Source organism: Synechococcus sp. A15-44 (genome assembly GCF_014280115.1).
Taxonomy (GTDB): Bacteria; Cyanobacteriota; Cyanobacteriia; order PCC-6307; family Cyanobiaceae; genus Parasynechococcus.
Genome location: NZ_CP047938.1, coordinates 1,317,348 through 1,330,105 on the forward strand (window position 1 = coordinate 1,317,348; position 12,758 = coordinate 1,330,105).

Here is a 12,758-nt window from a genome sequence, read left to right on the forward strand (position 1 = left end):
TCTCTAGTGTCTGGTTTTTCACAGCAAAGAAATGGCGGTGCTGGAAGAACAGGGTCAGATTCAGATCCACACCGAAAACATTTTCCCGATCATCAAGAAGGCCGTTTATTCCGGCCATGAGGTGTTTCTGCGGGAGCTGGTGAGCAATGGCGTCGACGCCATCAGCAAGCGCCGCATGGCGGCGATGGCCGGCGACTGCAGTGAAGGGGATGACGGGGCCATTCGGATCAGTGTGGATCGCGAAGCCAAAACGCTCACCATCAGCGACAACGGCATCGGCATGACCGCCGATGAGGTGAAGCGCTACATCAACCAGGTGGCCTTCTCCAGCGCCGAGGATTTCCTGGAGAAGTACAAGCAGGAAAACGACGCCATCATTGGCCACTTCGGCCTTGGCTTCTATTCCAGCTTCATGGTGGCCGAGCGGGTTGAGCTGCTGACCCGTTCAGCCCGGCCCGAGGCTGAGGCCGTGCGCTGGAGCTGTGATGGCTCCCCGAACTTCAGCCTCACTGCCGCCGAGAAAGACCAGCCCGGCACTGACGTGATCCTTCATTTGATGGAGGACGAGCTCGAATATCTCGAACCGGCTCGGATCCGCACCCTGATCAACACCTACTGCGACTTCATGGCAGTACCGGTGCAGCTGGAAGGGGAAACCATCAACAAGATGGATGCCCCCTGGCGCAAAAGCGCCAGAGACCTGAGTGATCAGGACTACATCGACCTGTACCACTACCTCTATCCCTTCCAGGGCGATCCCCTGCTCTGGGTTCACCTCAATACCGACTATCCCTACAACCTCCAGGGCATTCTTTTCTTCCCCAAGCAGACCGGACGTGCCGACTGGGAGAAGGGGGAAATCAAGCTGTACTGCAACCAGGTGTTCGTCAGCGATTCGATCAAGGAGGTCGTTCCGCGCTACCTGTTGCCCCTGCGGGGGGTGATCGATTCACCCGATATCCCCCTGAACGTGAGCCGCAGTGCTCTGCAAACCGACCGACGCGTTCGCTCCATCGGCAACTTCGTCGCCAAGAAAGTCTCCGACCGGCTGCGGAACCTGAAAAAGGAGGATCCCAAGGGTTACGCCGAAGCCTGGGATGCCCTGGCACCCTTCGTGAAGATCGGCGCCATGGAGGACGAGAAGTTCGCCGAACAGGTGTCTGAACTGATCCTGTTCGCCACCACTGCTGCAGCAGGAGAAGGGGACGACGCTGACCCGATCGCCTGCGATGGCCGTGCCTTCACCACCCTGGAGGCGTACCGCAGCCGACTGGCCGCGGATCAGAACAAGCGTGTGCTCTACAGCACCGATGACGTTGCCCAGGCCGGTGCGCTCAACCTCTGGACCTCCCAGGGCGCGGAAGTGCTGAAGCTGGAGACGGTGATCGACACCCAATTCATCCCCTGGCTGGAACATCGCCATGAGGAACTCACCTTCCAGCGCGTCGACTCGGAACTGGACGAAAGCCTGAAGGACAACGATGCCGAACTCACCGATCAGGACGGCACCACCGAGTCAGACCGACTGCGTGATCTGATCAAAGCGGCCCTCGCCAACGACAAGGTGACCGTTCAGGTGCAGGCCCTGAAAGCCGAGGGGGCACCGCCGGCCATGATTCTTCTGCCGGAACAGATGCGCCGGCTGAACGACATGGGCGCCTTGATGGAACAACGCCTGCCGGGCCTTCCGGAGCATCACGTGCTGCTGGTCAACCGGCGCCACCCCCTTGTGGAGGGGATGCTGAAGTTGCGTGCCGGTGGCGTGCTGGTGGGAGCGGCGGAAACATCGCCGACCGCAAGCCTGTCCGAGGATGTGGCCCGCCATCTGTATGACATGGCGCGCCTGGGCGTCGGGGGGCTGGAGCCCAATGAGCTGGCCGGTTTCCAGACCCGCAGCGCTGAATTGATGGGTGCCTTGATGCAGAGAGGACTTTGACCTGAACACCTTTTGCTAAATTGGTTGTTTGGAACTGGTTTTTCAGCTCCAACAACCTCTCAGCAGAAGGACATCGTCATGTCACGGGTGTGTCAGCTCACCGGTACTCGCGCCAACAACGGCATGGCCGTGAGCCATTCCCACATCCGCACCAAGAAGCTGCAGCAGGCCAACCTGCAGCAGCGTCGTCTCTGGTGGGCGGAAGGCAACCGCTGGGTGAAGCTGCGTGTCACCACCCGCGCCCTCAAAACCATCCAGAAGAAAGGTCTGGGCGCCTACGCCAAGTCTCTGGGCATTAACCTGGCCAAGATCTGAGATCTTGAACGGGTGAATCGGCGGGAATTACTAGTCAAGTCCGGCCTTTTCCTCGCAGCTCTGACGCTCACACCCTCGCGGGCCTCGGCCCTCGGGGGTGTTGTTTTGGAAACGGGTACAACCGTGCCTGATTTCGATCTGCCTGGATCCAGCCAGTCCGAACCCGATCGGAAGCAATGGAGCAGCCGTGATCTGCGCGGCCGCTGGGTCGCGGTTTACTTCTATCCAAGGGATTTCACCGGCGGATGCACGATCGAAGCCAGGGGCTTCGAAAGCCTTCACAACGACTTCCTTCAGGCCGGTGCGGACGTGGTCGGCATCAGCGCCGACAGCGTTGACGACCATGAATCCTTCTGTGAGAGCGAAGGATTGAGCTTCCCCCTTTTGTCTGATCCCGACGGGACCGTGAGCAAGGCCTACGGGTCGTGGATGGCGCCGTACTCGCTGCGCCACACCTTTCTGATCGATCCGGACGGGGTCTTGCGTGAACGCTGGGTGGCGGTTCGACCCAACGGTCACGCCCGCGAGGTGCTGGATTCGTTGCTGTCTTTTCAGACCAAAGCCGCCGTTTGACAAAAGAGGGCTTTTGCTGAATGGTGGAACGAACGAAGCGTTGATCGAATAAATGGGTGCGGGTCAGAGTTCATTTGTAATCCTCTATCACCGCACGCCGTTCGACGAATCAAAAGACAAGAACGGGAAAAGAATATGGGTCGATCAGAAAAGCCCTAACGGAATTATTCCAACCCTTCGCAACCTCTTCCGTAGCTGCGAAAAAGGCACGTGGATTGCCTGGAGACGGGTCGACGACCAGTCGAATGAGGGTACTGAAAGGTTTGAGATGGAACACCCTTCACCGTTCACTCTCTGCCGAATCCCCCTGGAAGATGAACAGATCTCCAGTTTTTATCACATCACATCCAAAGAATGCTTCTGGCCAATTCTTCATACGTTTCCAACGTATTTCAATGTCAACAACGCGAACTGGAAGATCTTTGAAGAGGTCAACAAACGTTTCGCCATGGCGGCATGCGCCGAAGCCGCCGAAGGTGCAACGGTGTGGGTGCATGACTACAACCTCTGGCTGGCTCCCGGATACATCCGAGCCGAACGTCCAGACCTGAAGATCGCCTTTTTCCATCACACTCCTTTCCCGGGGAATGATGTTTTCGCCATCCTTCCCTGGCGTGAGCAGATCCTGGAAAGTTTGCTCTGTTGTGATGTCGTCGGCTTCCATATTCCCCGCTACACCGAAAACTTTGCCCGCGCCGCCACAACCCTGGTGGGCGCCAAACGAGGGCCCAAAGTGCCGGTGGACAAGAAATTCATTGAGGTGGGAACCGCCCTTTCGGAAGGCACGGTCACCAGTCACCTCGAGCACAACGGTCGCACCATTCAGCTGCTCAGCTCTCCGGTGGGCACCTCACCGGATCTGATTCAGGAATTGTGCTGGAGCCCGTCGGTTGAAAGTCATGGCGAATTGATCGTTCAAGACACCAAAAAAGGCCGAAAACTGATCCTCTCTGCCAGTCGGGTGGATTACACCAAGGGCAACGAAGAGTTGCTGCTGGCGTTTGAACGGCTGTTGGAACGACGCAAGGATCTGCACGGCCAGGTGGTGCTGATGCTGGCCTGTGTGGCCGCTGCCAGTGGAATGAAGATCTACGAAGACACCCAACGCTCAATCGAGGAGATGGCCGGACGCATCAACGGCCGCTTCAGCCAGATCGATTGGGTGCCCATCCGCTTTTCCACCCGCCGGATCCCCTACGACGAAATGATCGCCTGGTTCTGCCATGCCGATGTCTGCTGGATCACTCCGCTGCGGGATGGCCTGAATCTGGTGGCCAAGGAGTACGCCGCTGCTCGACGCAACCGTGGCGGCGTTCTTGTGCTCTCGGAATTCACCGGAGCCTCGGTTGTGCTTGATGGTGCCGTGCTCACCAATCCCTATTCCAACCGCCGCATGGATGAGGCCATCGAATCGGCACTGGAAATGGATGAAGACGAGCAGCGCGATCGCATGAGCCGCATGACCGATGCCGTGGAGAGCTACACGGTGAGCGACTGGGCCGAGGAGCAGATGTCTGGCCTGTCGCCCTCCACCCCGCAATGAAACTGCGCCGCTGGCTCGCAGGCGGTGCCTTGGCGCTGTTAATGGCCCTTGGTGTTCTGGTTGGATCAGCCTCCTCGCGCGCGGAGGAAGTGAGCATCCTCATGCCCTCCTCCTTCACCGATGCCAGTGCCGATCTGGTGAAAACCTTCAACCGCGAGCACCGCGGCCGGATTCATCTCAGCTTGATTCGCGGTCCGTTGAACACGGAATCGATTTCAGACCTGGCGATCAGCAGTCTTCTGCTCGGTGATGCGCCGTTCGACGCGCTGTTGATGGATGTCACCTGGTTGCCGAAATATGCCGCCGCCGGCTGGCTGGAAGCCCTGGATCCCTGGTTTGGTCAGGGCGACCAGGAGCAGCTGGTGCAAGGTGCACGGCTCGGCAATGACTACGACGGCCATCTCTACCGCTGGCCGCTGGTGGCCGATGTGGGACTGCTCTACTGGCGCACGGATCTGATGGAACAGCCACCAGCAACGCCCGATGCGCTGGTGGAGGTTGCCGGACGCCTCGTTGAAAGCCAGGCCGTTGCCAACGGTTTTGTCTGGCAGGGGCGTCAGTACGAAGGATTGAGCTGCGACTTCCTTGAAGTGCTGCAGGGCTTCGGCGGTGACTGGATGGACACCTCAACCAACGCCATGGAGCTCGATACGCCTGAGGCAACGGCGGCAGCAGCCTGGTTGAACGGTCTGATCAGCGAAGGCGTCAGCCCCTACGCCGTGACCAATTACGCCGAGGCGGAGTCGCTTCAGGCCTTCAAGGCCGGTGATGCCGCTCTGATGCGCAACTGGCCCTACGCCTGGGCTGAACTCCAGAAAGACGACAGCGCGGTGAAGGGCAACGTCGGCATCAGCCTGATGGTGGCGCAACCGGGTGAACGTCCCGGAGCCACCCTCGGCAGCTGGGGGCTGAGTCTGATGCACCAATCGCCGCACAAGGAAGCAGCGGTGGAAGCGATTCGCTACCTCACCAGCGAAGACGCCCAGCGGCAGCGGTTTCTCAACAACGGCTACACCCCCATTCAGGCGGATCTGTTTAACGACCCCGAGATGCTGAAGGCCTCTCCCGTGCTGCCGGATCTGCTGGTGGCCTTGAACCATGCAGTGGGTCGTCCGCCTACCCCGCTGTATGCCCAACTGAGCGATGTGGTGCAGCGGGAACTCAACGGCTTGTTCACCGCGGCCGGGTCCGCCGATGAGGCCATGGCCACCAGTCAGCAGCGGAGCCAGACTCTGCTGCGCGCTGCGGGAGCCACGCCATGACGATGCTCCTGGCTGCACCTGCGCTGCTGTTGATCGCGGTGGTGTTCGGCTGGCCGATGCTTCGCTACGCCTGGCTGAGCTTCCACGCTGATTCCGTTCTCACCGGCCTTGAACCGGTGGCCAACGGCGGTGCCAATTGGTGGCGACTGGCGGCTGATCAGCGCTTCTGGCTGGATGCCGGACAAACCGCGCGATTCGCCCTGATCTCAGTGGGTTTGGAGTTGCTGTTGGCCCTGGCCATTGCGCTGCTGCTGCATCAACGCTGGCGCGGCAGGGGAGCTGTTCGCGCCCTGACCCTGCTGCCCTGGGCACTGCCCACAACAATGATGGCCCTGGGCTGGCGCTGGATCTTCAACACCCCCTACGGCCCGATCGAGGTGCTGGCACGAAGCCTTGGCCTCAACTCCCTGGATCTGCTGTCCACCCCATCGATCACCTGGCTGGTGACCGTGTTTGCAGATGTCTGGAAAACAACGCCCTTCATCACGCTGATTCTTCTGGCGGGACTCCAGAGCATTCCCGACGACCTCTACAGCGCCTTTCGCCTGGAAGGGGGAACGCCCCTTCAGGCGCTTCGCAGGGTCACCCTGCCGCTGCTGCTCCCGTACATCCTGCTGAGCCTCCTGTTCCGCCTGGCCCAGGCCTTCGGGGTGTTTGATCTGGTGCAGGTGCTGACTGGTGGTGGTCCCGCCGGCAGCACCGAAAGCATCGCCCTCTATGCCTACCTCAACGGCATGCGCTTCCTCGATTTCGGCTACAGCGCCACGGTGATGCTCGCGGGATTCCTGCTGCTCACCGCGCTGATTCTTGCGGGCACGTTGCTGCTGAGGAGCTTCGGTCTGTTGAGACCCCTCGACCGATGACCCATGAATCGATGACACGAGGACGGATAACACCTGGATTGATGACACGACGTTCGCTCTGGATTGCTCTGCTGCTGGTCTGGTCCCTCGCTCCGATGCTGTGGCAGCTGCTGAGTTCCTTCACCACCGCCGATGCTCTGGTCAATGACCAATTGAGCTTCTGGAGCCGTTGGACGCTCAACAACTACCGGGATCTGCTCAGCACCGATCCACCCTTCTGGCGTTACCTGCTCAACAGCAGCTTGGTGGCTTCCCTCACCACACTGCTCACCTTGATGCTGGCCATCCCCGCCGCCTACGGACTGGCAAAGCTGCCTCAGCGGTTGAAAGGAATCCTCCGCACTGCCGTGGTGGGCGCCGCTCTTTTCCCTTATGTGCTGCTGTTTCTGGCACTGCTCGAACTGGCCCGCACCTTTTCCCTCGGCAACAACCTGATCGCCATCGCCATTCCCTACAGCGCTTTGTCGATGCCTCTGGCCCTGCTGCTGCTCACCGCGGCCTTTGAAGCCCTGCCCAACGACCTCGAAGACGCAGCAAAGCTTGAGGGACTGTCCTTGTGGCAGCGGCTGCGCTGGGTGCTGCTCCCCTTGATTGCACCGGCCTCCGCCAGCACGGCAATCCTGGTGTTCCTGTTCGCCTGGAACGAATATCCCGTGGCGCTCACCTGGCTGAGCCGCAGCGATCTGCTCACATTGCCGGTGGCGATGGCCCGAATTGCGGGATCATCCACCTATTCCGTCCCCTACGGCACCTACGCGGCAGCCACCGTGCTCGGTGCCATTCCTCTTCTGGTGCTGGTGCTGGTGTTTCAGCGCCAGATCGTCAGTGGACTCACCAACGGAGCCATCAAGGGATGACACTGCAACTTCGAGCCATCAACAAGCGCTTCGGCGAGCGACAGGTTCTCCACCAGCTCGACCTCGATGTGGCCAACGGCGAATGCGTCGCTCTGCTTGGGGCCAGCGGCTGTGGGAAAAGCACGGCCCTGCGTCTGATCGCCGGGCTCGATCACCCCGATCAAGGGTCGATTCGCATCAATGGTGCGGAGATGGTCGACGTGCCCGCTGAGCGTCGCCGGGTGGGGATGGTGTTTCAAAGCTATGCCCTGTTCCCGCATCTGAATGTGTGGGACAACCTCGAACTGGGGCTGCGCATGCGGGGCGGCAGCGCCGCCAACCGCGATGAACGGATCCGCGGAGTTCTGGAGGTGTTGCAGCTCAGCGGGCAAGCCCGGCAACGGCCGTCACAACTGTCCGGCGGCCAGCGCCAGCGCGTCGCCCTGGCCCGAGCGCTGTTGCGGGACCCCCTCGTTTATCTGCTCGATGAGCCGATGAGCAATCTGGATGCCCAGTTGCGTGAGGACCTGCGGCCTCAATTGCGCCGCCTGATGATCGGCGGTGAGCAGCCTGTGGTTTACGTCACCCATGACCAGCAGGAGGCGATGGCGCTGGCGGATCGCATCGCTGTGATGCGCGAGGGAAGGATTGAACAGATCGGAACACCCCGCGAGCTGTACCTGCAACCGGCCAACACCTACGTCGCTCAGTTCATCGGCCGCCCGCAGATGAATCTGCTGCCAGCCAGCGATGGAGTGATCACCGGCATCCGACCGGACGATATTCAATTTGATCCGAACGGTTTAAAGACGGAGGTTCTGACGCGCGAATGGTTTGGATCAAGCCAGATGCTGTCTCTCAACAGCTGCCGAGGGCCATTGCGAGTGGTTTGCGCAGGCGATCATGTGGTGGATGCGCAACCCTGCATCAGCTGGCAACCATCCGCTGAACATCGCTTCAACGCCGAAACCGGGAGACGCATCCTCTGAACGCAGCATCGGTTTCTGGAGCAACGGTCTTAAAGGTTTTGATTGGACCTCATCGAGTGATGGAGTTGGTTAACCGCTGATCAGCACCTACCGCATAACCAGGCATTAACCCTTCCGCTCGGCGATCTCTTCATGATGAGGTTGATGCCACACAACGTGATGGGTTCAAAGCAAGCAGTCCGTCTCGCCATCGGACTCAGCCTTGTTCTGGGAGTTTCTGCGGGACAAGCCGCCAACGAAACGATTCAGATCAGCGGATCCAGCACTGTTTACCCGATCACAAAGGCCGCTATCGAGGATTTTCAATCCAGCGGCAATGAGAGAACCAGCTTTGAGCTTCGAGAAACGGGGTCCAGCGCAGGTTTCCGGGAATTCTGCAGCGGAAACATTCCCCTCGCCAATGCTTCGCGTCCGATTTCATCGAAGGAACTGAAACGCTGCAAGAAGAACGGCATTCGATTCATCGAACTACCGGTCGCTTTTGATGCAATCACCGTTGCGGTCAATCCCGCCAACACCTGGAGCGGTTCCATGACCGTCAAGGAACTGCAGCGCCTGTGGAACAAGAAGGCTCAGGGACGCATCAACCGCTGGAATCAGATCAATCTCGACTACCCAGATTCAAAAATCAAACTGTGCGGACCAGGGAAGGAGTCGGGAACGTTTGATGTCTTCAACAAGACAATAAACGGCTCAAAAAAGAATTCAAGGACGGATTATCTGGCCAGCGAAGATGACAATAAACTCGTCAAATGCGTGTCAGAGAACAAACAGGCTTTAGCTTATTTTGGTTTTTCTTATTACAAAAATAATGCCAATAAATTGCGGGCAGTAAAAATTGTTAATCCCAAGGGAAATCCTGTTGCGCCTGGGATACAAAATGTGCAGAACGAGAAGTACCGACCATTGTCTCGACCTTTATTTCTCTATGTCAATGATCAGCAGTTAAGAGCCAACAAAACATTCCGGCGATTCGTGAGTCATTACCTGCGGAACATGGGGTCTCTGGTGAAACGAACCAACTACATTCCACTCCCCGAATCCACCTACCGGCTGGTGGATTCAAAGCTCTATCGGCATGTCTTGGGCACCAGTTTCGGGGGAGATTTACCGGTTGGCCTCACCATTGGCCAGGCAATCGACAGAAGCTTTGATCAACACAAAAAGCCTCGTCACCGTTGAACTGTCGCTTCCAGCACCGAAGCATGGCCTGAAGCAAGGCATCGCAACCTTTCAACGCTTTGCACATCAGCTGGCTGATCCAGGGCTGAACGCCACAGGCCAAGGAGTTCATCAACACCTGGAAGCTCCGACAGCCGCACAAACGGAACATCTGCCTCCACTGCAGCAGCCTCAACCTTCGGGTCATAACTCAGGGCCACCATCGGGGAGCCGCCCAGACGAGCAAGGATCAGAGCATGCAACCGCATCGGCAGCACCAGTCGGGCCTGATCAACGGTGGTGAATACAGCGTCCAATGACTTAGCAGCCTGCGTCGTGCTCCGCTCACGGAGCCTGGTAGGCATCAAGCCACGATTCCAGAGCTGGTCGAGCAGTGGACCATCCTGGTGCTCGTGAAAGGCGAGCCAGATCACCGGTGCTTTCAGCTCCGCACTAAGCAGATCCAGGGCCTTGAGCAGCACCTCCCATTCCTGGTCATTGAGCAAAGGTGTGGGACGCCAGCTGAGCACGATGGCGTCGCCACCAAGCCAAGGGCGGGCCGGCATCTGCCAGACCGGATCGGCGGCCAGCACCATCGGCAGCTTGGGGGCCCAACGCTGGGCCCAATCAAAGGAGCGTTGATCTCTCCAACTTGCTGCTTTGCAGAAGGGCAACACCATGCGAACCAACAGGCGACTGATCCGACGCCGCAAGGGTCCAAGGCCCTGCCCCCAGAGAACCACCTCGGCGCCACCGAGGCGGGCAACCGTCATCAGCAGCAGGTAATAAACGAGGCTGCTGAAACTGGTGCTGTCCTGCAGCAGGCTCCCGCCACCAAGCACCAGAACATCAGCCCTCAGGGCCGCACGAAGACAGCACCGCAGGGAACGGCGGTTCACCGTCTGCGCCGATGGAGCCAAGGCCAGAACGGGGGCTGGATCACGGGCTGTGATCAACAGCTGCTGCGGCTGGGGAAGAGACGACACCAGCACCTGAAGCAGGGCATCGTCGCCGAGGTTGTGCTCTCCGTAGTAGCCGCAAAGCAGCAATACAGGCGCAGCGGGGCGGACCACGGGCAGCAGCCTGTTCACTCCGGGCATTATCAACCGATTCCTAGGATTCAGGGCATGCACGCGTTGTCGCTCGGAACCTGGTGGATCCATGTCGCCTCCGTGGTGGAGTGGTGCGTGGCGATCGTGTTGATGCATCGGCGTGGGCTGCAGGGCCTGGCCTGGGCCATGCTTCCGGCCCTGGTCAGTGCCATGGCTGCCTGCACCTGGCATCTGTTTGACAACAGCGAAGCGCTGCGAGGTCTTGTCACCCTTCAGGCCCTGTTCACCGTGATCGGCAACTGCACCCTTGCCATGGCGGCCTGGCAGCTCCAACGTCGCCGGCAGGTGGACGGAGCCAGTGCTCCATGAACTTCGATCCCGCACCGCTGTTCGCCGCCTCGCTGATCCCCTATCTCCTGTTTCTGCACTGGCTGCGGAAAAGTGAGGCGCTTCCGTTGATGGCGGAGCGGGGCTTTCAGCTCACCTTGCTGTTTGTGGCCGTCACGATTGGTGCTGCCATTGCCGCCCTGCGCTGCTGCTCAGCGGAATTGGTGGAGATTGACTGGTTGCACGGTGGGGCAGAAGCCTTTCTCACCCTCAGCAACACGGTTTTGGTGATCGGTTTGTTGTACCCAACCCCCAAAAAAGGGTGAACAACTCTTAAGAGAGGCAGGCAAGGCGTCGCTAGCGCCGGAAGATGAGGTGTCGCTCATTGGCTCGAATGCTGACCCACCTTTTCGCGATCGCTCCCGCCTCCGTGTCCTGGTCTCCCAAGGTCGCCCTGGTGATGATCCTCTGCAATGTGGTTGCCATCATGGTCGGCAAGGCCACGATCAAGCACCCCAACGTTGGCGCCGCACTCCCCAACGCTTCCTTCTTCGGCGGCATGGGTCACGCAGCCCTGCTCGGCACCACCAGCCTCGGCCACATCATCGGCATCGGCGCCATCCAGGGTCTGGCCGCCCGCGGCGTGCTCTGAAGCACATCTCTTGAGGGAGGAGCCAGTCTCCTCCCTGAAACACCCTTGGCTCAGAGCAGATACGGCAGCAGACGCAGGCCGTAACGCTCGAAGTTGTAGTTGAACAACAGCTCTGAAAGAGCGGGGGCTTCTGCGGTCGCAGACAGCCCATGGATCAGTCGTTCCAGACGTCGGTCCGCCCTTGGATTGTCGAGGCCCCACCAGGTGCGCCGCGCCAGCCGGCCCGACACCAACCAACGCCAACTCCGTTGGGCCTTGATTTGCTCTTGGTAGCGAAGGGCAATAGCCGTGGAGTCCCCAGACATCCCTTCAGCGATCAGCAGTTCGGCCAGTTGATCGGCGCTGTCCATCGCATGGCGGATCCCTTCTCCCCCAAGCAGATTGGCGGAACTGGCCGCATCCCCCACCGCCAGCAGGGCACCGGCCCCCAAAGGTTCGGAGCGGGCGATGCTGCTGGACACTGGCCCCCCATGGCGATCCAGCACCGGGCAGGCGCTCAAGCCACAGCGTTGAATTAAGCGCTGAAGGGGCCCAGCCAGGCTGCCGGGACCCGGACGATCCGCCGGTGGAAGGTGACAGACCCCCACCTTCAGCCGTTGCCCCTGCATGGGAAAGATCCAGCCGTATCCATGGGGGATCCAGTCGGTGCCCAGAAAGAAACTGATCCGATCCCGCCAGGCAGCCGCCTGACGGTCATCGCCCTGCAGCAACCACTCAACGCCGATGCCCCGCAGCAGAGGATCCTCGGGATTGGGACTGAGGCCGGCCTGCTGCAGCAGATCTCGGCGTGCACCGGTGGCATCAATCAGCCAGCGCGCTGAGCGCAATGACGAACGCCCATCACGAGTTTGCAACCACACGCTGGCTTGATCGGCCGTGAGCGTGCTCAGCGCAGCCCGGCAGCCCTGGATCAACTCCACCCCATGGCGGCGCGCCTCCTCCCAGAGCCAGGACCGAAGCCGGCCGAAGTCGAGCACCACCCCCAGATCGCCGGACGACCACCACTGATGAACCAGACCCGAGGGATCGTGCAGCTGCCAGCCCTGCCAGGTGGCGGCAATGGCGTCATCCGGCAGACCCAAGCGACGAACAGCCTCCAGAGGCAAGGCGCCACTGGAATAGGCATGGCGATGGGGATCAGCCAAGCGATCCACCAGGGTCACCTCAGCGCCCGCCCGCGCCAGTTGAATCGCCAGACGGGCACCGGATGGTCCCGCGCCAACGATCAGAACGGACACCGAGCCCTCAG

14 protein-coding genes are annotated in these 12,758 nt (G+C 60.0%); 12 read left to right on the forward strand and 2 right to left on the reverse strand.

Going from position 1 to position 12,758, the window contains the following annotated elements; all coding sequences use genetic code 11:
- The first annotated feature begins 31 nt into the window (after positions 1-31).
- The 9 genes from htpG (at position 32) to SynA1544_RS07360 (ending at position 9,499) form a co-directional block, all read left to right on the forward strand.
- Entirely contained in the window at positions 32-1,936 is a 1,905-nt protein-coding gene (gene htpG / locus SynA1544_RS07320; RefSeq protein WP_186512734.1) for a molecular chaperone HtpG, read from the forward strand.
- 78 nt (positions 1,937-2,014) lie between these two features.
- Complete coding sequence (gene rpmB, locus SynA1544_RS07325) at positions 2,015-2,251, forward strand: 50S ribosomal protein L28 (protein ID WP_006850205.1); 237 nt, start codon at positions 2,015-2,017, stop codon at positions 2,249-2,251.
- A 12-nt stretch (positions 2,252-2,263) separates the two neighbouring features.
- Entirely contained in the window at positions 2,264-2,824 is a 561-nt protein-coding gene (locus tag SynA1544_RS07330) for a peroxiredoxin (protein ID WP_186512736.1), read from the forward strand.
- A gap of 52 nt (positions 2,825-2,876) precedes the next feature.
- On the forward strand, positions 2,877-4,367 hold the full coding sequence (ggpS, locus tag SynA1544_RS07335; RefSeq protein WP_186512738.1) for a glucosylglycerol-phosphate synthase: 1,491 nt from the start codon (positions 2,877-2,879) through the stop codon (positions 4,365-4,367).
- Positions 4,364-5,629, forward strand: a complete 1,266-nt coding sequence (locus SynA1544_RS07340) for an ABC transporter substrate-binding protein (protein WP_186512740.1) — start codon at positions 4,364-4,366, stop codon at positions 5,627-5,629. The genes ggpS and SynA1544_RS07340 overlap by 4 nt, the downstream gene beginning before the upstream one ends.
- Positions 5,626-6,492: a carbohydrate ABC transporter permease gene (locus SynA1544_RS07345; protein WP_186512741.1), complete on the forward strand. Its 867-nt coding sequence runs from the start codon at positions 5,626-5,628 to the stop codon at positions 6,490-6,492. The genes SynA1544_RS07340 and SynA1544_RS07345 overlap by 4 nt, the downstream gene beginning before the upstream one ends.
- A gap of 41 nt (positions 6,493-6,533) precedes the next feature.
- On the forward strand, positions 6,534-7,349 hold the full coding sequence (locus tag SynA1544_RS07350; RefSeq protein WP_186512743.1) for a carbohydrate ABC transporter permease: 816 nt from the start codon (positions 6,534-6,536) through the stop codon (positions 7,347-7,349).
- Positions 7,346-8,317 (forward strand): ABC transporter ATP-binding protein, encoded by a 972-nt coding sequence (locus SynA1544_RS07355; protein ID WP_186512745.1) that lies wholly within the window; start codon positions 7,346-7,348, stop codon positions 8,315-8,317. The genes SynA1544_RS07350 and SynA1544_RS07355 overlap by 4 nt, the downstream gene beginning before the upstream one ends.
- 144 nt (positions 8,318-8,461) lie before the next feature.
- Positions 8,462-9,499 (forward strand): PstS family phosphate ABC transporter substrate-binding protein, encoded by a 1,038-nt coding sequence (locus tag SynA1544_RS07360; protein ID WP_255477496.1) that lies wholly within the window; start codon positions 8,462-8,464, stop codon positions 9,497-9,499.
- On the opposite strand, the gene csaB is transcribed toward SynA1544_RS07360, so the two are convergent.
- Positions 9,490-10,551 carry a polysaccharide pyruvyl transferase CsaB gene (gene csaB / locus SynA1544_RS07365; RefSeq protein ID WP_186512747.1) on the reverse strand — a complete coding sequence of 354 codons (1,062 nt, stop codon included), beginning with the start codon at positions 10,549-10,551 and terminating at the stop codon, positions 9,490-9,492. The genes SynA1544_RS07360 and csaB overlap by 10 nt on opposite strands.
- A gap of 54 nt (positions 10,552-10,605) precedes the next feature.
- Between csaB and SynA1544_RS07370 the strand changes: the two genes are divergently transcribed.
- From SynA1544_RS07370 to psaK, 3 genes are all read left to right on the forward strand, one after another.
- The gene (locus SynA1544_RS07370; RefSeq protein ID WP_114989249.1) at positions 10,606-10,899 is read left to right on the forward strand and encodes a DUF2499 domain-containing protein; all 294 of its coding nucleotides are present in this window, start codon (positions 10,606-10,608) and stop codon (positions 10,897-10,899) included.
- The gene (locus tag SynA1544_RS07375) at positions 10,896-11,183 is read left to right on the forward strand and encodes a DUF3593 domain-containing protein (RefSeq protein ID WP_115082329.1); all 288 of its coding nucleotides are present in this window, start codon (positions 10,896-10,898) and stop codon (positions 11,181-11,183) included. The genes SynA1544_RS07370 and SynA1544_RS07375 overlap by 4 nt, the downstream gene beginning before the upstream one ends.
- Before the next feature lie 68 nt (positions 11,184-11,251).
- Positions 11,252-11,509 (forward strand): photosystem I reaction center subunit PsaK, encoded by a 258-nt coding sequence (gene psaK, locus SynA1544_RS07380; RefSeq protein ID WP_041434789.1) that lies wholly within the window; start codon positions 11,252-11,254, stop codon positions 11,507-11,509.
- A 50-nt stretch (positions 11,510-11,559) separates the two neighbouring features.
- Here psaK and SynA1544_RS07385 read toward each other — a convergent pair whose 3' ends face one another.
- Entirely contained in the window at positions 11,560-12,747 is a 1,188-nt protein-coding gene (locus tag SynA1544_RS07385) for an NAD(P)/FAD-dependent oxidoreductase (protein WP_186512749.1), read from the reverse strand.
- Positions 12,748-12,758 lie beyond the last annotated feature (11 nt).